Origin of the sequence: Chitinophaga sp. 30R24 (assembly GCF_049056765.1) — a bacterium.
GTDB lineage: Bacteria > Bacteroidota > Bacteroidia > Chitinophagales > Chitinophagaceae > Chitinophaga.
Map to the genome: position 1 here is coordinate 101038 of NZ_JBJGXX010000008.1, position 20295 is coordinate 121332.

Annotated in this window: 15 protein-coding genes; 13 read left to right on the forward strand and 2 right to left on the reverse strand. The window is 42.7% G+C overall.

What is annotated here, in order from left to right:
- Positions 1-7: 7 nt before the first annotated feature.
- Positions 8-3181 carry an Ig-like domain-containing protein gene (locus ACDQ55_RS16325; protein ID WP_420982520.1) on the forward strand — a complete coding sequence of 1058 codons (3174 nt, stop codon included), beginning with the start codon at positions 8-10 and terminating at the stop codon, positions 3179-3181.
- Positions 3182-3708: 527 nt separating this feature from the next.
- Here the strand turns inward: ACDQ55_RS16325 and ACDQ55_RS16330 are convergent.
- Together ACDQ55_RS16330 and ACDQ55_RS16335 are read right to left on the reverse strand one after the other, a co-directional pair.
- Positions 3709-5256 carry a sulfatase-like hydrolase/transferase gene (locus ACDQ55_RS16330; RefSeq protein ID WP_420982521.1) on the reverse strand — a complete coding sequence of 516 codons (1548 nt, stop codon included), beginning with the start codon at positions 5254-5256 and terminating at the stop codon, positions 3709-3711.
- A 237-nt stretch (positions 5257-5493) separates the two neighbouring features.
- On the reverse strand, positions 5494-7758 hold the full coding sequence (locus ACDQ55_RS16335) for a TonB-dependent receptor (protein WP_420982522.1): 2265 nt from the start codon (positions 7756-7758) through the stop codon (positions 5494-5496).
- A gap of 315 nt (positions 7759-8073) precedes the next feature.
- Here ACDQ55_RS16335 and ACDQ55_RS16340 point away from each other — a divergent pair, with 315 nt between their 5' ends.
- From ACDQ55_RS16340 to ACDQ55_RS16395, 12 genes are all read left to right on the forward strand, one after another.
- Positions 8074-9033 (forward strand): hypothetical protein, encoded by a 960-nt coding sequence (locus ACDQ55_RS16340; protein WP_420982523.1) that lies wholly within the window; start codon positions 8074-8076, stop codon positions 9031-9033.
- Between the two features lie 9 nt (positions 9034-9042).
- Positions 9043-10632, forward strand: a complete 1590-nt coding sequence (locus ACDQ55_RS16345) for a nickel-dependent hydrogenase large subunit (RefSeq protein ID WP_420982524.1) — start codon at positions 9043-9045, stop codon at positions 10630-10632.
- 46 nt (positions 10633-10678) lie between these two features.
- Complete coding sequence (locus ACDQ55_RS16350) at positions 10679-11152, forward strand: hydrogenase maturation protease (protein WP_420982525.1); 474 nt, start codon at positions 10679-10681, stop codon at positions 11150-11152.
- A 10-nt stretch (positions 11153-11162) separates the two neighbouring features.
- The gene (locus ACDQ55_RS16355) at positions 11163-11525 is read left to right on the forward strand and encodes a hypothetical protein (RefSeq protein WP_420982526.1); all 363 of its coding nucleotides are present in this window, start codon (positions 11163-11165) and stop codon (positions 11523-11525) included.
- Complete coding sequence (locus ACDQ55_RS16360) at positions 11522-13078, forward strand: hypothetical protein (protein ID WP_420982527.1); 1557 nt, start codon at positions 11522-11524, stop codon at positions 13076-13078. Before ACDQ55_RS16355 ends, ACDQ55_RS16360 begins: the two co-directional genes overlap by 4 nt.
- Positions 13079-13121: 43 nt before the next feature.
- Positions 13122-13481 (forward strand): hydrogenase maturation nickel metallochaperone HypA, encoded by a 360-nt coding sequence (locus ACDQ55_RS16365; RefSeq protein ID WP_420982528.1) that lies wholly within the window; start codon positions 13122-13124, stop codon positions 13479-13481.
- Positions 13482-13508: 27 nt separating this feature from the next.
- Positions 13509-14216: a hydrogenase nickel incorporation protein HypB gene (gene hypB, locus ACDQ55_RS16370; protein WP_420982529.1), complete on the forward strand. Its 708-nt coding sequence runs from the start codon at positions 13509-13511 to the stop codon at positions 14214-14216.
- Between the two features lie 12 nt (positions 14217-14228).
- On the forward strand, positions 14229-16580 hold the full coding sequence (gene hypF, locus ACDQ55_RS16375) for a carbamoyltransferase HypF (protein ID WP_420982530.1): 2352 nt from the start codon (positions 14229-14231) through the stop codon (positions 16578-16580).
- Positions 16581-16600: 20 nt separating this feature from the next.
- Positions 16601-16858, forward strand: coding sequence for a HypC/HybG/HupF family hydrogenase formation chaperone (locus ACDQ55_RS16380; protein WP_420982531.1), 258 nt, complete (start codon positions 16601-16603; stop codon positions 16856-16858).
- 11 nt (positions 16859-16869) lie between these two features.
- On the forward strand, positions 16870-17973 hold the full coding sequence (gene hypD, locus ACDQ55_RS16385) for a hydrogenase formation protein HypD (RefSeq protein WP_420982532.1): 1104 nt from the start codon (positions 16870-16872) through the stop codon (positions 17971-17973).
- Between the two features lie 69 nt (positions 17974-18042).
- A complete protein-coding gene (hypE, locus tag ACDQ55_RS16390; protein ID WP_420982533.1) occupies positions 18043-19098 on the forward strand; it encodes a hydrogenase expression/formation protein HypE in 1056 nt (351 codons plus the stop codon).
- Positions 19099-19155: 57 nt separating this feature from the next.
- The gene (locus ACDQ55_RS16395) at positions 19156-20271 is read left to right on the forward strand and encodes a hypothetical protein (protein ID WP_420982534.1); all 1116 of its coding nucleotides are present in this window, start codon (positions 19156-19158) and stop codon (positions 20269-20271) included.
- Positions 20272-20295 lie beyond the last annotated feature (24 nt).

Here is a 20295-nt window from a genome sequence, read left to right on the forward strand (position 1 = left end):
TTCCATTATGAAAACAAACAACTACCCTATCTTTTTTTACAAAACAATAAAGATAGCCTGCTTAGGGCTAATGCTAGCTTTATTGCCCCTATTGTCCCACGCCCAACGTGTATTGGTATGGGAAGAGAATTTTAATGCCACCACCTTAAATCCCGCAGTATGGGCTTACGAAACCGGAGACGGCTGCAGTAACGGCAATTGCGGTTGGGGTAACCAGGAGCTGGAATATTATACCAACCGTACCGAAAATGTTCGCCTGGAAAGCGGCCACCTGGTAATTGAAGCAAGACGTGAAAACATGGGCGGTAAATCTTTTACTTCCGGCCGTATTAAAACCAGCGGCAGGGTTAACTTCCGCTATGGTGCATTAGAAGCCAGGATCAAAGTTCCTAAAGTAGGCAACGGCCTATGGCCAGCTTTCTGGATGCTGGGCGCCACCGGTGGTACCTGGCCCCATAATGGCGAAATAGACATCCTGGAGATGGGCTCTGCCTCCGCCATTAGCGCCAATAAAGCCAATAAGCTGGTAAATGCCACCGTACACTGGTGGACAGACAATCCAGGCGGCTATACCGGCCACGCCTCTTATGGCAAAGATACCAGTACAGCAGCAGACCTCAGCGATGATTTCCATCTCTACAGAATGGAATGGAACCCTACCTCCATTACTATATTCCTGGACAATGCTCCTTACTACACCATTAATACCACCGGCGGCAATGGATTAGATGCCTTTCAACATCCTTTTTACATTGTACTCAACCTTGCAGTAGGCGGCAACTATCCTGGCATTTTAACCACAGGCGGCATTACCGCTCCACTACCCGGACAGTTACAGGTAGACTATATCCGACTCTACCAGGACGTTGCTCAAAACGAATACCTGACCTATGGCACCGATGATGAACCAGAAGGCAATTACGGCATTTTTACAGACAACACCGTTGTAAATGACAAAGTTACCTTTGGTACAGCCGCACAATTATATCTTTGGAATAATATTACTAACATCACTGCCCCTGTTCCATATGAAGGCTCACAGGTATGGGCCTTCCATGCCAATGCCGGCAACTGGTTTGGGCTGGGCATAGCCAATGACCCCAAAAACATGAGCAACTTTGCAGGTGGTAGCTTAAAACTCCAGTTAAAAACCACCTCTACAACACCCTTTAAAATAGGGATTGCCACCGGCGACGGAGAAGGTTGGGTAATGTTCAACAGGCAGAATGGAGAACATGGCTTGGTAAGAGATGGGCAATGGCATGAGGTAACCATACCTATTAGTGAATTTGGATTATCCGACCTTACACAGACCACGCAATTATTTATGTTCTCCGGCGATGCACCTGCCGCAGCAGCCGATTTCTATCTGGACAACATCTACTACACTGGCGGTGTTACAGACAATCCAGCACCGAAAATAAGCCTTACCAAACCAGCCAGCGATACCGTATATAAAACCCCTGCCGCCATACAAATCAATACCAATGCTACTGATGCCAACGGCTCTATCAGTAAGGTGACTTTCTATAGTAATGATAATTATATCGGCACTACTACCTCTTCTCCATTCAATTATACCTGGAATACGTCTGCCACCGGTGTACAAGTACTAACGGCAAAGGCTACCGACAATCAAAATAAAACCACCACATCTAAACCGGTAAGGATATTTGTTACCAAACCTAATAATACTGCACCGGCCATCAGCATCACCGCTCCAACAGGCAGCGCTAACTATATGAAGCCCGCCCAGGTAAACATCACCACCAACATCACCGACGACGGCGGTATTTATAAAGTAGAATTCTATAATGGCAGCACCCTGATTGGTACTATAGACAAAGCCCCCTACAATTTTACCTGGGCAAACGTTGACCAAGGCACCTATACCATTCAGGCCAAAGCTTACGACGATGGTAATCTTAGCACGTTGTCTTCTCCTGTTACCTTTACAGTAAAGGATAATAAGATCTTGTCGGACCTGTATGGCATTTATACTGATACTTCCGCTGTTACCAATAAACTCACCTTGGGCGTAGATGCCAACCTGTATGTATGGAACAATCTCACTACCATTGCAGGCGCCATGCCTAAAACAGGTAGTAACGTGATAGCCTATACGGCTACAGCCGGTAACTGGTTCGGGTTAGGAGTATCGCACGATATACGCAACCTGTCTCATTTCAGTAACGGCTACCTGAAATTTTGGTTTAAAACCAGCTACCAGGGCTCCTTCCGGTTCAGCGTTATTTCACAGAGCGGCCAATATGACCTTTCCTTTGCAGCAGCTGAGCAAAAACTGGGGCTGGTAAGGGATGGCCAATGGCACCAGGTAATTATACCAGTAAACACTCTAACCGGTCTGGATCTTACTACCATCTCACAAGCCTTCACTTTTAGCGGCGACGCACCAGCCAACGATGCCAGCTTTTATATCGACGAAGTATACTATACCACACAACTAAACGAAAGTACCCCTACCTCCACTAACCTGGCATTAAATAAACCGGTAACCGTTACCTCAGTAGAAGCGGTAGGTACGCCAGGCACCAGTGCTGTAGATGGCAATCTCACCACCCGCTGGTCCAGCGCCTTCTCCGATCCCCAGTCTATAACAGTAGACCTGGGCGCCACATATAATATCAACGAAGTGAAGGTCACCTGGGAAGCGGCAGCTGGTAAAAACTATGAAGTACAAATCTCCGCCGACCAAAGTAATTGGACCACCTTAAAGTCGGTGACCAACAATACCACCCTGGTAAATGACCATACTGGCCTTTCCGGCGCCGGACGCTACCTGCGTATTTATGGGACATCACGGGTAACTGCGTACGGGTATTCTATCTACGAACTCGAAGCATATGGCACCGCCACCGGCGCCAGGCTTGCTAACAGTATAGCTACGCACCCCATCGATACTGTGGCTACATGGGCAGTTACCATTACCCCCAACCCGGTAACCGGCGACCAATTACAACTATATAGCAATGTAGCCCTGAAACAACTCAGCATTGTAGACATTTCCGGCAAAACCCGCAGCACACAACTACTGGATATAGCCGGAAAAGCACCAGGAATCTATCAGGTCAACATATCCAGCCTTCCTCCGGGACTATACCTGTTGCAAGTGTATAATAGTTTAAAACAACAACGGGGATTGAAATTTATCAAGCAATAACAAAGAACAATTTATAAATAAAACGCTTGTATCAAAAGCATGATACAAGCGTTTTATTTATAATACAATCCGGAAATCTTTCCAACTCGTATCAGCCCAGGTAAGCACCTGTTAGCTGCTTGTATAAAGGGAGAAGAGTACATACCCTACAACTGTTTATAGCATCAACTAATTCCTTAATTTTAATTATGCCAATCCACCCTTCTATCTCCAGACAGGTAATATTTACGTTTCCCTCCGGATGTTCATTTACTGGACATTAGCGGGCCTACGATCCCTGGCCTTAGCGCCAATTTATTATTGGACAACAGCTTTATCAGTGCCTCCCGGCCGCTCCAGCACTGGTTGCAGGAGCAACACCCCAAAGGCGTAATCCTTTGTTCCGTATGTACCGGCGCCTTTCTATTAGGGGCAGCAGGATTACTGGACCAAAGAAACTGTAAAAGTAAAAAGCATCGATATGCTACAAAGTAACAGGGGGCTAACCATTTGGCTAACCCCCTGTTACTTTGTAGCATATTAAAAAGTTATGCCGTTACCGTATCCCGAATGCTTCCCAATTTCTCCTTTTCCAATGCCAGCAGTTTTTTATGTAGTCTTTCCCTTTGAGCAACAATAAAGGGATGATTATAATCTGGATTATCCTTATTTGCCAGATTATTGGTTTCATGAGGGTCGTTTTCCAGATCGTACATTTCATATTCTACCGGATAGCTTTTTGCAGGTACCTGTTCAGGTGGCGCTACATAAAAATAGTAAGCATACTTCCACCTTTTCTCTCTGATACCACGGATACGGTTTGCAGCAGGAAGCGGATTTATCGCATTAGCATTTCCCGCTCTGAAATCATCGAAAGTGAACAAGATGGCATCTTGTATTTCCGGTGCTGTTCTCGGAGATTTGATCACCGGAGAAAGATCGGCTCCTCTAAAAATATATTGAAGCGGATTATCCAGGTTAAGCAGACCATTGATAGTTGGCATCAAATCTACTAGTGAAATGAGTTGGCTACTCACTTCTGCTCTTGGAAAAAAAATAGGGTTAGAAATCACCATCGGTACACTAATGGTTTCTTCATACATGTTGAACATTTTTTGCCGGAGTGCACCATGTGTTAAACCCATTTCACCATGATCAGATATACGAACCACAATCGTATTTTCTGCCAGCGAAAGTTTTTTGTTAGTATCGTATTCCTGGTTCAATACATCCAATACCGTATTAATTTGCGCATCTATATGCGCAATCAGATTACCATAAAAGTTGAGGTATTCTAGCTTATGCCGGTCGTCTGGCAGCGGATCCAGCGCCAGATCCAGATAAGGACGTAGCATTTGCTGTACCGTTGGTTTCAATGTTTCGTGTAAATTCTCGTTGATGGTAGGTGGCAGTTGTATATCTCCTTTCAGGTAAGATATATCAAAATTATCCTGCCAGGTTTTGGGAAAGGCCAGCACATCATGTGGATTTACGAGCGATAGAAAAAGTGCAAATGGTTGTGCCTGCTCTCCACGCTGTACAGTATAGAGAAAATTCAGTGCCTGGTTAATATAGTTCAAATCATTATTTGCTTCCCCTGCACCAAAATGTTCCGGGGCGGTATCTTCTCCCGCATCTGGTGGTACCCAACCCATGAAACCGTATTGTTCTAGATCTTCAGTGGTGAGGTTTTCAAAACTACCATTTGCATCTTTAGATAAGTGCCATTTACCAATATAAGTAACGTTATATCCGCCGGCAGACAGCATACGGGCCATGTTCTGCGTTTGTGGTAATAAGGTGGGCTCTACATCAGAATAAGTCATATTCTCTGTTAATGTAAGTATCACACCATGTTCAGCCGGATACTGACCAGTAAGCCATGTAGCTCTGCTGGGAGAACACATGCAAGTATTACAAAACGCGTTGGTAAAGGAAATCCCATGTTCTCTCAGCCGCGGCATCGCTGTAAGATGCTGTGCTTCCCAGCCTGGCGGAAAGTGCATTAGCGCGCGTTCCTGATCAGTAAGAATGAAAAGAAGATTCGGTTTCCTAATAGAAGTTTCATTTTGAGGGGCTTGTTCTTTTTGTTTCATGATGTCATTTTTTTAACAAATGATGGAAAGAAATGTAAAACGATTTGGGGGGAGAGGCGAGAGAACAGATATTTTTATCAAACAACCAATATTACTAATAAGTTTATTACTTAAAAAAATACCAGTCATTACTATGCAATAGGGATAAACCATGGCCTGATAGAGAGATTGGTGCTATGCCTATCAATACCTACAGAATAACAATATAAAATCATTTGTCGCAATAATAACTTTGCTTTAAAAAAACAACGCAAAGCTGATTTTTGCTGCGAAAGGTGTTCCTGGTGTAAAGCAAATCTCGTCTACTGAATGTGTTTCACCCTTTAACCGTGTTTCGGTATCGAATTGGGTTTCCTTCCATTTTGTGTTGAGTAGATTATTGATAGTGAATCCAATCTCGTATTTAGGTTTCGTATAGTTCAATATAAAATCAGTTACGCAATACCCACTGGCGGTGAGACTATAATCTTCATTAGCAGGGCGATCAGCAAGATAGCGATAACGCAGACTGCCATTGAGTCCATTTTTAAGCACGTAAGTGATACCTCCGGTACTGGACCATTCCGGGGCCAACGGAATATAATCAGCGCCTTTAGGACTACCTACAGACCGGCCATGGGCGTAGTTTACATCTGCATCTATATATATAGCGGGAATAGGCTGATATCGCGCAGACAGATCCACCCCCGTTCTGCGGGTTGGCCCGCTAAATTCAACAGCGCCGCCATCACCTCCATATACGAATTCTTGTTGCAGGTAAATGTACCACAAGGCAGCATTAACCAGTAAATTCCTCGCAGGTTTAAATATAGTACCAAGGTCTGCTCCATAAGCGGCTGGCAATACCTCCACACCATTTCTGGCCACTACTCCCCGGGCATCATTGGAATGAAAACCTTTTCCGGTGCTAAGATAAAATTCGGTATTGGTATTTACCTGGTAGTAAAGGCTCAACTTAGGACTAACTACCTGGTCATGCGCCTTGTAAATACCGGCACCGGGCAGGGTAGTATCCCCAGCCAGTTTATTATTATAGCGATAAAAGAATTGATCGAACCGCAAACCAGCATTCAATGTGAAATGACCATTGAGTAATAAGGTTTCACTTATATAGGCGCCCGCATTTAGTTCGGTAATATCCCCTAATTTAATGTCATCTAAAAGCGTGTACCGGTCTTTGGTGTGCGCCAATTCTGTATTATTTGTGGCATCGGCACGTACCTGAACACCTGCCGTAGTAAGGAGTTTGACGCTGCCTATATTATCTGTATGCTCATAACTTCCTTTGTAACCAAAGAGGTTCCGTTTTTCCCGCTGGCGAATTTCATCACCATTGATGGAATCTACCAGGAAGAATGTAAAGTTGGTATGCAGATCAAAAGTGTAGTAGGTGTAAAAGAATTGATTTTTTATCAGGTCGCCGTTGCGTAAAGATGTAAGCAATTCTACATTGGCATTGGTACGACTGGTAACACCGCCTTCATTCGGATCAAGGGCACCATAGAAACCAATATCGCCATTAGCCACCGCCCGATCCGGTATTTGCCCTGAAGCGTTCCATTTGCTGTAAAAGGTGGAAGCAGTAAAGATTAGCGAGGTATGATCTGATAGTTTGCCATTGTATTTGGTAAAGAAATTGAACCGGTTGAAATGTTGTGGATTGTCAAAATAACTATCACTATAGCGATACTCTGTAGCCACATACCATGATTGTTGCTTCTCCCTGGCTTTTTTGGACAGTAAGTTAAACATGCCCAAAGCGCGATAGGTATTAAACATTCCTCCTTCCAACTTTATTTCATTTTGAGGCAGCATATTTCTTGTATGAAAATCAACATAGCCGGTAGTGGCAAAATCCCCTTTCTCTGCGTAGTAAGGCCCCTTTTTAAAATTAACCGCCTCTATAGTTTCGGGAATAATAAAGTGACTATCTGCAAAGCCTTGCCCATGTGCGTGTGACACCATATTAACCGGCATACCATCCACCTGCAGACTAATATCTGTACCATGATCACAATCAAAGCCCCGTAGAAAAATCTGTTCTGCTTTACCGCCGCCCTGGTGTTGCCCAATAAAAAGTCCCGGCACAATTCGTAGTACTTCCTGTGAATTGTTTACCCCACGCATAGCGATATCAATTTTGCTGATGGGCTTATAAGGATCAGTAGTATGCCCCGCTACCGTAATAGCATTGAGGGTGATGGCCTCCGGCGTCAGGCTAAATACTCCATGCTGCTGCCGTAAAGCCTCTAACGTAAGTGTACTGTTTTGATAACCCATACCACTACACTGCAGATTATTGCCGGTTTCTGTAGTACTTTTAAAGATAAATTTTCCTTGTGCATTGGTAACAGCTACCGACCCCGCTGGCAATAAGCGCACGGTGATACCTTCCAGCGGCTGCCCGGTTTTATCATTGACAACAGTGCCGGTAATTGGATTGGTTTGCGAATAAACAAATTGCGTGAATAACAGCAAAAAGAGGGATAGCATTCTTTTCATTATCCAAATAGTATTTATTATGACAAGGAAGCATTCCTGGAAGCACACATAATACCTGTTATCGCAGGAGCCTAGGTTTACCAGCGAAAATACATTTTTTAACCGGGCATTAAAAACCATTCTTCAACAAATCCTTCAGGAATAGCAGGCTATTATCTTCACATGATGTAAAACCTAGCATATAGATATGCTCTATATAGGTAGAAAAATTTAAAAAAGCCTGGGAGGAAATTTCTAATCCGTAAACAATTTCTAAATACCATTGTTTACAAATTAGAAAAATTTCCTAATCGCTTACTTAAACTAACGATCGCTATGGCTAACGTACTATGGTTACAAGGTGGCGCCTGCAGCGGGAACACCATGTCTTTCTTAAACGCCCAGGAGCCCACCGTAGTAGAGTTGGTGGTAGATTTCGGCGTAAATATCCTCTGGCACCCATCCATGGGGCTTCAAATAGGCCACCAGGTAGCTGATTTAATGAACGATTGTATCTCCGGCAAAACAAAACTGGATATCCTTGTATTTGAAGGAACGCTGATAGAAGGTCCAAATGGAACCGGTACGATGAATAACTTTTGTGATCGCCCAATGAAAGACTGGGTCAGTGAATTATCAAAGGTAGCCGGTTACGTTGTTGCCATCGGAGATTGTGCCTCCTGGGGAGGCATACCCGCCGTACCACCCAATCCTACAGGAAGCACTGGTCTACAATTCCATAAAAAGCAAAAGGGTGGCTATCTGGGAGCAAGTTATACCTCTAAGGGCGGACTACCGGTAATCAGTATACCAGGCTGCCCTGCGCACCCGGATTGGATTACACAAATACTGGTGGCCATTTCAACTGGCCGCATTGGTGATGTACTGTTAGATGGATTTAACCGGCCTACCACTTTCTTTAGTGAGTTTGTACAAACAGGCTGCACAAATGCACGTGCATTCAGCGAAAAAGTAGATGGCAACTTTGGAGTACGTGGTGGTTGCCTCTTTCATGAAGTTGGTTGCCGGGGCCCATTAACGCATGCCAGTTGTAATCGTATATTATGGAACCGGCAAGCATCAAAAACAAGGACTAACCACCCTTGTCTTGGCTGTACAGAGCCTGGATTCCCTCATCACGACCTGGTGAAAGGAAGTATTTTTAAATCCATGAAATACCTTGGTTTTTTACCAAAAGAAGTGCCTGTTGGTGATAGCAAATTGAGCTACTACTTCAAAGCCGGTGTTGGTAAAGTATTTGGATCTCCTGCAAAAACATTTAGACCCACTAAATAAAAACTTGATATGGCTACCAAAGAACTGAATATATCGCCGGTAGGTCGCGTAGAAGGCGATCTTGATATAAATGTATATATGGAAAACGGTGTGGTAACACGTGCCAATACACAGGCTTCCATGTTTCGTGGTTTCGAAATCATTTTACAGGGCAAAGACCCTCAGGCAGGCTTGATCGTTACTCCCAGGGCTTGCGGCATTTGCGGAGGCTCACATCTATATTGCGCGTCCTCCGCATTGGATACGGCCTGGAAAACAACACTACCACCGAATGCCTTGTTATTGCGGGCCATTGGGCAGGCCAGCGAAAGCCTGCAAAGTGCCCCCAGATGGTTCTACGCAATCTTTGCTACAGATCTTACCAATAAAAAATATGCTAATAAACCATTATATGCCGAAGTGGTACGACGTTGGTCGGCTTATGTAGGCAAGTCATTCCAGATTGGACTCACTGCCAGCGGACGACCAGTAGAAATATATGCCGTTTTTGGTGGCCAATGGCCACATAGCAGCTATATGGTTCCGGGTGGTGTTATGTGCGCACCTACCTTAAAAGACATCACACGTGCGTACAGTATACTCAACCAGTTTAAAAATGAATGGCTGGAACCAATATGGCTGGGATGCACCATTGAGCGGTATATGCAGATCCGGAGCTGGGATGAAATGATGGTATGGCTGGACGAAAATGAAAGCCATCGCAACAGTGACCTGGGACTGTACCTCCGGGCGGGTATCGAATTTGGCCTCAATAAAATGGGACAGGGTTTAGGAAAATATATTGCCTATGGCACCTACCTGCACAAAGATAAATACAACCACCCAACGATTGAAAGCCGTAACCAGGCAGTGATTCAATCGAGTGGGTTTTACGATGGAAAAGATTATCAGGTATTTGATCAGAGTAATATATTGGAACACGTTAAACACAGCTGGTATAAGGACGTTGCCCCTGCACATCCGTTTAATGAACCCATACCCACTCCTACTCCATCGCAAATTCTGGAAAAATCAGATTTTAATGGAAAATACAGCTGGGCAAAGGCGCCACGCTATATGGGCCAGTGCGCAGAAGCCGGACCTTTAGCTAGGGTGATGATGAATGCCAACCCTGCTAACCTGCCTCACCAAATACAGGACCCGCTTTTCGGCGACATCATGAGAAAAATTGGACCCAGCGTTTTTGTACGAAGCCTTGCACGTATGCATGAAATGATCGGTTATTATACCCATATCAAGGAATGGCTGGGACAGATCCGGTTAGATGACGAATTCTATATCAAGCCACAAGAAAGGGATGGTCAGGGATTTGGCGCTACAGAAGCCATACGCGGTGCATTGGCACACTGGATCGACATTGAAAATGGCGTAATCAAAAATTACCAGATCGTAGCGCCAACGACCTGGAATGTGGGACCCAAAGATGAAGATGGAAAATCCGGCGCCATAGAATCAGCCTTGCTAGGACTTGAAATCGAAGATGAAAATGATCCGGTTGAAGTAGGCACTGTTGCACGCTCTTTCGATAGTTGCCTGGTGTGTACCGTTCATGCATATGATAATAAATCAGGTATAGAACTGTCCCGCTTTAAATTATAACAAGCGCAACTTCGATAGCCCGGTATATAAAACTGTAAATCAACATATGAATACCATCAAGACGGCTATACTGGGTTTTGGAAACCCGGTCAGGAGTGACGATGCTATTGGCGTATATGTAGCTAATGAATTGCAACAAAAGCTGACAGATCGTGAAGACGTGTGTATATTTGATATGGGCACCTCCGCTTTCGAAGTATTATTCAAATTAAAAGGCCATCACCGAATTATCCTGGTAGATGGGGTAATTAATTCAGGAGAGCCGGATGGAACTTTATTCCGCTTACCCGCTGATGAAATACAGGCACAAATCCAGCACGACCCCCTACTTTTTTTGCATGGTATGAAATGGGACCAGGCATTGAGTTACGCAAAAAAAATGATGGGCGATGAATTTCCGGCAGGGCATATACAAGTTTACCTGATAGCCATCTCAGAAATAAAAATAGATATGAACCTCGGCAACATTGTAAAAAGTGCAGGTGATAAATTAGTGGCCACCATTCTACAAGATTTATAAATCAGGTAATATGTTCTTTCCACCGAATGCTGTCCCGGAAAAAAAATCGTTTATACCAATAAAGGAGGTATATCTGGAAGATGGACATATTTGTATAAAAAGAAGTCTGGCGGAAAAAATCTTCCGTACAGAAATGGTTGTGTTTACCATTTTTTATGCAAAAGATAAAACCTTTCTGGCGGCGCCGGCCAGCGAGGAATCATTCAAAAATATCCACAAAGTCCAGCAACAAATGCTGAAAAGCAAAAATTTATCCGGTGATAAATCCATTTCAATCCAGGAAATATTACTGGACAATGATATTGCAGAAAACGACCGTGATCTTACTTTCTTAGCAGAAGAAGCGTTACATATTTTAAAGGTACACTTATGAGTATACAGGACAAATTGCTATATGTTTTTTACCAAGATCCAAAAGATGAGCAAACAATCAATGAGTATATTCAGGAGGTTAACAGATTAGACGAATTGGTTGGAACACAATTAATCGAAGATATACATCCCGGTATTTCCAACGCATTGTATGTACATGAAAACCGGATACATATTTTACCCGACTGGCTGGATAATCGTCCCGGGATTCTTTTTCATTCGGAAATCCCCTTTAATAGAAGATATTTTCTGGGGACCGTATTCGGGATGTTAGGCAATGAAGAGCAATATCCACAGTATTTCACTGATTTTCCCGCGATGCTGTATGCTTTTGATCTGATATATGCCATTATACATGCACGTGAAGCTGATGCGGCATTAGAACAGGTTTTGGGCAGAACGAACTTTAACCACCCATTTGAAAATTATATTTTTAATCATAATGTAGGAGTTGCATTAAACTATGGAAAATTTAGTAATGAGATAAATGCAGCTGCCATTTCCGCACATTATGAAGATGCTTTGCAGGTAGCATTCGAGTCATCTTACAAGGCTTTTACTACAAAATATTATGCTACTTTTTTAACTGATAGCGGCAACTACACCGCAGCCATGCAGTTGATTGATCAACAGGTATTCAAATCTCTCGGAGAATATCCTAAATTTATAATAGAACGTGTGTGGTGCCAGGCAGCGGTGAAGCAATTGCAATCATCTTATGACGTTGCGCTCATAACACAATTAAAGCATCGCTTGTGGGAAGCCCTGCAATTTTTTGACAGGCATGAACACAAAATCATTGCTGGTCTATTATGGATGGATGCGGCTACTGTGGCTACCATTACCAGTAGTTATACCGAATCGCTTGGATACATCAATAAGTCCATTCAATACTTTAAAGAAGAAAAGCAACCGGAAATGTTGGCACAGGCACAAATAGTCCGTGGCCGTTTGTTTCATGACTGGGCTCAGAGCGGTAATCCGCAATTTTTCAGCAGTGCATTAGAGGCATACCAGGAAGCACTTTCTGTTTTTAGCAAAGAAGATGCACCCGATGTATTTGCAGAGATCCATCATCAATTAGGAGTGATTTATGCAGCCCTGCCGGATGAAAACAAAAAAAGAGGTATATGGGCAGCCCTGTCTTCCAGCTCTTTTAATGAAGCATTAGCCTATTACACCAAAATAGATTTCCCTTACGAATTTGGGATGATTTGTAATAACTACGCCAATGCATTTACGAAATATCCTGCTGGTGGAAAGCATGATAATTTTGAAAGAGCATTGAGCTATTATGGGGAAGCCTTATCAATCCGCTCTGCAGATACTTACCCAGAAGAACGCGCCACAACGTTGTTGAATTATATAGAAGCAAGCTGGAACGCAGGCAACCCGGAGGAGTCGTTTAATTGGTTGAGGTATAACGACATGGTAGAAAAAGTGAACGAAATTAAGACCCTTACAAAGGATGAACAATTAATACAAGAGGCAAACAAACACCAACAATTATTAGCCGAGCTAGCAAAACAAATACAGACAAGCGTTCATCAATAAAAAAACATGAGCAATATTGGGTTAAATATAAACACACTCGAAGATGCATGAGATCTCTTTGGTCAGGAATATCTTTAAAACACTGGAATCAACATTTCCCGGAAAGATGCAAATGATAAGGGGTATTTACCTCAGAGTGGGGCTATTGAGTAACGTACAACCAATTTTAATGGAAAATGCATTCCAGGCTGTTCTGCAAGATATGCCCGTGTACCATAACACTTCACTTCATGTAGAAGTATTACCAATATTGATTTATTGTGATGATTGTAATACAACAACAGAAGTATTGCACTATAAGTTTGCCTGTAGTTGTGGTAAACCCAGTAACCATATTGTACAGGGAGAAGAATTATTGATCAGCAAAGTAGAATTTGCTGATGAAGAATATACTTTAACCTGATTATTCCTAAAACAATTTATCAATAAAATGACTGCGCCCAAATCAAACAATGCCCCTGTAGGGTCTGTACGTTGTGAGAACACCTCGTTAAATCTCTTGAAAGCAAATGATTTTGTAGCCCAAGCGATTCGCGAAAGGTTACCGAATGTGCTGGTGATCAATATCTGTTCTTCCCCTGGCAGCGGTAAAACTACATTACTACAGCAAACCGCTCAATTATTGAACGATAAACTAAAGATCGCCGTTTTAGTTGGTGATCCTGAAACAGAAAGGGATGCCATCCGTATGAAAGATGTTGGTATTAATGCGTTGCAAATTGTAACAGGTGGCATGTGCCATATCGAAGCGCAAATGATATTCCAGGCGTTAGACCATATCAATCTTACAGACGTAGATGTTTTATTTATTGAGAACGTTGGTAACCTGGTATGCCCTGCCGCTTTTGATCTGGGTGAAGATTACCGGGTAACCTTGCTTGCCTGTACTGAAGGAGATGATAAACCCAAAAAATATCCGCGCATGTTTCTTACCAGCGAATTGATGCTGGTATCGAAAACAGACCTGCTACCCTATCTACCATTTTCTGTTGATGCCGTTACCCGGGATGCACAGGATGTTAACCCCAACCTGGAAGTGATCCCAATTTCCAGTTTAAAAGATGAGGGGCTGGATGAATGGTGTAGCTGGGTTTTAAGAAAAGCAAAAGCGAAGAAAGATACCCTCGTGATGAGTTAAGCAGATTCAACATTGCATACCTATCATATACATATCAATGGAATAGTGCAGGGAGTGGGCTTCCGGCCATTGGTATACCAACTTGCCAAGGCGATGGAACTAACAGGGTATGTAAAAAACGGAAACGATGGGGTACACATTTTTTTTAACGCGGATGAAGTTAATGCATATATCTTTTTCAACAAACTGAAACAATATCCTCCAGCACAGGCGATCGTCACTTCATCCGAAATGCATTGCGTCTCCGATGAATCGTTTGTTGATTTTTCTATAGTTGTCGCTTCAGACCAATGTAAAAAAAAGGTATTCATAGCTCCTGATAAAGCGTTATGTACCGATTGCCGCAGGGAGTTACATGACATACACAACCGCCGTTATCGTTATCCATTTATTACCTGCACACATTGCGGTCCCAGGTATAGTATCACTAAGCAACTGCCCTATGAAAGACACAGCACGGCTATGTCCTCATTCCCCTTATGCCACACTTGTGAACAGGAGTATCATGATATCACCAACAGACGTTTTTTCTCTCAGACTAATTCATGTGATCATTGTGGGATACATCTTTGTTTGCAGGATAATAATGCCTCTATTATCTCTAATCATTCGGAAACGGTCTTATCTCACATAAAAAAAATTATCGCCGATGGAAAGATCATTACAGTAAAAGGCATAGGCGGTTATTTATTATTATGCGATGCACAAAATACCACTGCTATTCAAACATTACGGAACAGGAAACACCGGCCGCGAAAACCGTTTGCTATTTTATATCCAACAATATCGGCTGCCCTGCAGGATTTCCAAATTAATGCAGCAGAGCAATCTTTACTGGAAAGTGCGGCCGCACCTATTGTGCTGCTATATCCTAAAAAGGAAGCGAACCATCCAGCGAAGGAAAGTATTGCACCTGGCTTACTACGATTGGGAGTAATGCTTCCTTATAACCCTTTACTGGATCTAATAATTACCGATTATGGAAAACCGTTAATCGCAACAAGTGCCAATATTTCAGGCTCCCCCATTATTTACAAGGATGAAGATGCCTTGGCGCATTTATTTACAATAGCGGATTATGTAGTGAGTCATAATCGCGAAATCATTATTCCGCAGGATGACAGTGTAATACAGGTGTCTGCACAAACAGGAACACAGATTTTATTAAGGAGGTCGCGGGGATATGCTCCTTCTTTTCTACCTTATAAATCTATAAAGAATGGCTGTATGCTGGCCACCGGCGCCTTTCTGAAAAGCAGTTTCACCGCCACCGCCAATGGACATGTTTTTCTCAGCCAATTTTTAGGAAGCGGCGAAAGCTACGAGTCGCAACAGATGTATCAAGCAACAATTGAAAACTGGTTACAATTATATGATGCTAAACCGGATACAATTATTACAGACAAACATCCTGCTTATTTTTCACATCAATACGCCATCGAGCTCTCTGAAAAATACCATGCTGAATTAAAATTTATTCAACATCATGAAGCCCATTTTGCCGCCGTGCTGGCTGAGAATGAGCTGATTGACGCTCCCGGACAACCCGTTCTTGGCGTTATCTGGGATGGCACAGGTTTGGGGAACGATGGAAACATATGGGGTGGGGAATTTTTCGTGTATAAAAACAGGGAGATAGTGCGCTGTTACCATTTCGATTATTTCCCGGTTATCGCCGGAGATAAACCAGCACTGGAGCCCAGGATATCTGCATTATGTGCCACCAATAACTGCTGGCCGGCATACAATAATATAAAAAACAAATTCACTGCTATTGAATGGAATAACTACCAATCGCTTATTAATGCCACCCAGTTATTTTCTTCATCTGTTGGGCGAATATTTGATGCAGTAGCTTCCTTACTTAACATTTGCGACAAACAAACTTATGAAGGCGAAGCTGCTTTACTACTACAAGTGCTTGCTGAGGAATATATCGCTGAAAATGGTTTTGTGATGGACACAGCTTATTTTAGTGAAGGTGCGCATTACAACCGTATACCTACAGCATCTTTCATGCAAAGCATCATCACAGATATTAAAACGGGGAAAGAAAAAAAATATATCGCAGCCAAATTTCATTATTCCCTGGTTTGCCTTATAGGTATAGTGGCCCAATATATGAAGACATCCACTATTTGTTTTAGTGGAGGTGTTTTCCAAAACACCTTATTAGTTGATTGGATAAAGTTAGTGTATGGTAATACTCATCGCCTACATTTCCATATTCATCTGTCTCCCAACGATGAAAACATCTCTTTTGGTCAATTTGTGTACCATGACAATGAAATCGGGAAGAAAGATAATTTTATTAATAAAGCAGCAACAACGAATTTACAGACTACGAAGGTCTGTTATCATTAATCATCCATAATTATAAAATAATGTGTTTAGCAATTCCGGGCAAAATACAGTCTATATCACTGCTCCATAATGGAACAGTAAAAATGGCAAAAGTATCCTTTGGTGGTATTATCAAGGAAGCATCGCTAGAAATGGTACCTACGGCCGAAGTGGGCAATTACGTTCTTGTACATGTAGGCGTAGCGCTTAGTATAGTGAATGAAGAAGAAGCCAATAAAGTATTTGGCTATTTGAAAGAGGCAGGGGAACTGGATGAATTATATGATGTAAATGCTTAAAACTGGTTGTCATGAAATATGTATCAGAATTCCGGTCGCCGGAAATAGTGGAAGCATTGCTTAAAGAGATTAAGCAAGTTGTTAAAATGAACTGGAACATCATGGAAGTATGTGGTGGGCAAACCCATTCGCTGGTGAAGAATGGCCTTTTGAACATGTTACCATCAAACATACAAATGATACATGGGCCTGGCTGTCCGGTATGTGTAACCCCAGTGAATTTAATAGATAAAGCTGTTCATCTGGCAATGAAGCATGAAGTAATTTTATGTTCATTCGGCGATATGATCCGCGTTCCGGGAAGTGACATGAGCTTGTTGGAGGCCAAAGCTAAAGGGGCCGATGTACGTATTTTATATTCGCCGTTGGAAGCCGTAAAAATCGCCAGCGAGCATCCGGAAAAGGAAGTCGTTTTTTTTGCGGTGGGGTTTGAAACTACAGCACCAGCAAACGCTTTATCGCTTATTCACGCTCACCGGGAAGGCATTAAAAACTACTCCATACTCACCTCACATGTATTGGTGCCACCTGCTATAAACGCCGTCATGAGCGATCCCGAATGTGCAATTGACGGTTTTCTGGCCGCCGGACATGTTTGTGCCGTTATGGGCATTCATGAATATTATCCGCTGGTCAATAAATTTAAAATACCGGTTGTTGTTACTGGTTTTGAGCCGGTTGACTTACTCGAAGGGATTTTAATGACGGTAAAACAATTGGAAGCTGGTGTATACAAACTGGAAAACCAGTATACGAGAATCGTTATGCCAGAGGGCAATAAAAATGCCATCGCTATCATTAACGAAGTATTTGAAGTAACCCACCGGGAATGGAGAGGCATTGGCAATATCCCTTTCAGTGGATATGAAGTAAAAGAAAAGTATCATGCCTATAATGCCAATGAAAAGTTCAACATTACCATAAACGAAGCGCATGAAGATCCCACTTGCCTGTCTGGCGATATCATGAAAGGAAAAATAAAGCCGCATCAATGCCCCAATTTCGGAAAAAAATGCACTCCAACGAAGCCTTTAGGCGCTCCTATGGTAAGTAGCGAAGGCGCTTGTGTAGCCTATTATCACTTTTTCCAGGTAGATAATACAGCCGTTGCATAACGGTTTACGATTAAAACGGAGTGCATATTACGGCAAACAACATTTACCCCTCATCCACAATACAAATCGATGCTTGAAAGTATAAAAATGGAATTGCAATGCCCGATGCCCAAATTTGATTTTGATATGATCACCTTAGGTCATGGAAGTGGCGGCACATTAACCAGTCAATTATTGGAAAGTGGCGCTTTAAAATTGCTACAAAACGACCTGTTGGATCAAAAACATGACGGCGCCATTTTTAACCTCAGCGGAAAAGTAGCCATGAGTACGGATACCTTCGTAGTAACACCTGTTTTTTTTCCGGGTGGTAACATCGGCGATCTCGCTGTGAATGGAACGATTAATGACCTCGCTATGTGCGGCGCTACAGCTAAATATTTATCCTTGGCATTTGTCCTGGAAGAAGGATTAACAATGAAGGAGTTCTGGCAAATACTATTAAGTATAAAATCAGCCTGTGAATTAGCCGGTGTTCAAGTCGTTACCGGCGATACCAAAGTAGTGGAACGGGGAAAGGGCGATAAAATTTTCATTAATACCACCGGTATTGGACCCGTACTCACAAAAACAAACATTGCTATTCAACAGGTGGTACCAGGTGATAAAATTATTTTAAGCGGTCCGTTAGCCCGCCATGGTATTGCTGTTATGAGCCTGCGACAGGGCCTGCAGTTTGAAACGACTATTACCAGCGATACCAGGCCATTAAATGGTATTGTATCTGCGTTACTGAATGAATTCGGTGAGCAGGTACATTTGTTGAGAGATCCTACCCGTGGTGGTTTGGCAACCGTATTAAACGAAATAGCCCGGGATACCAAATTGGGAATTGATGTTGTTCAAAAAAGTATTCCGGTAGAGGAAGAAGTATATGGCGCCTGTGAAATGTTGGGACTTGATCCGTTATATGTTGCCAACGAAGGACTGTTTGTAGCCATTGTAGATAAAAATATCGGAGATGATTTTTTGAAAAAATTGCAGGAATGGGAACATGGAGAAATGTCTGCGATCATTGGTGAAGTAGTTGATGCGCATCCTAAACAAGTACTCATGCAAAGTAGCATTGGGGGCAGAAGAGTCGTCAATATGCTTGCCGGTGAGCAATTGCCGAGAATATGTTGAGTTAGGATAACCGTAACATCATATTCCCACAAAGCAACAACAATAAAGGAAACCTGTATGGAAAACCTGACAATAAATATAAAAGATAAAAACCGTGATGCACAAACGAAACATAAGGCCGACTTATTTTTTTATGGTGATGAAGGCAACCCTTTCTTAGCACCGAGAGGGGTACACATCGCTGGTAACAAATTAATAGTTGCCGATACCGCGCAAAACAGGGTATTTATCTGGCATAAAATACCCACCACTACTTATGCAAAACCTGATATTGTATTAGGACAATCGGCTATCACGGACTCTCAACGGAATGCCGGTGGAGAAATAAACGGTGCTACTTTATTATACCCGTCTGGTATATGGAGCAACGGAAATAAATTGATCATAGCAGATGCCTGGAATCATCGCGTATTGATATGGCAGCAATTCCCTGTAAGGAACGGACAACCGGCGGATGTAGTTATCGGACAGCCAGATATGCAGCATAACTTGCCGAACGTTGCCGGAGTTGGAACAGTTGCTTCTGCACAAAACCTATACTGGCCTTATGGTGTATGGAGTGATGGCAAGCACTTGTGGATTGCAGATACCGGCAATAGAAGAGTATTATTTTATAACACTATCCCAGTGAAAGATTATCAGGCGGCTGATAAGGTAATCGGCAAAAATAGCTTTGAAGAAAAAGACTATGACCATGAACATGCGCTGTGGCCCTATTCCATAAAGGTTTCCCCAGAAGGTGTTTTGGCAATCAGCGATACACAATATTACAGAACGTTGATATGGCGTAACTGGCAGGATGCCTTTACCCAAACAGCTGATATCATTATCGGGCAACCGGATCTGCAAAGTGGCGGACAAAATCAATATCGCTTAACACCGCAGGCCCATACCTTAAGTTGGTGCTATGATATATTCATGCAGGATGGAGCGTTATGGCTGGCTGATACAGGTAACAGCCGGATACTCTTCTTTAAAGTTATTCCGGTAGAAAATAATCAACCGGCAACAGATCTTTATGGCAACTTAAATTTTGAGACAATAGGAGAACACCTGGAAGCCGGTAAAGAGCATAGCGAACGCTTATACTGGCCTTTTTCCATCAGCGTTTCCGGAGATAAGTTAGTAGTGGCCGATACCGGAAATCACCGGATTGTGTTTTATAATTTATGAAATTCATATAGAACAAAATATATG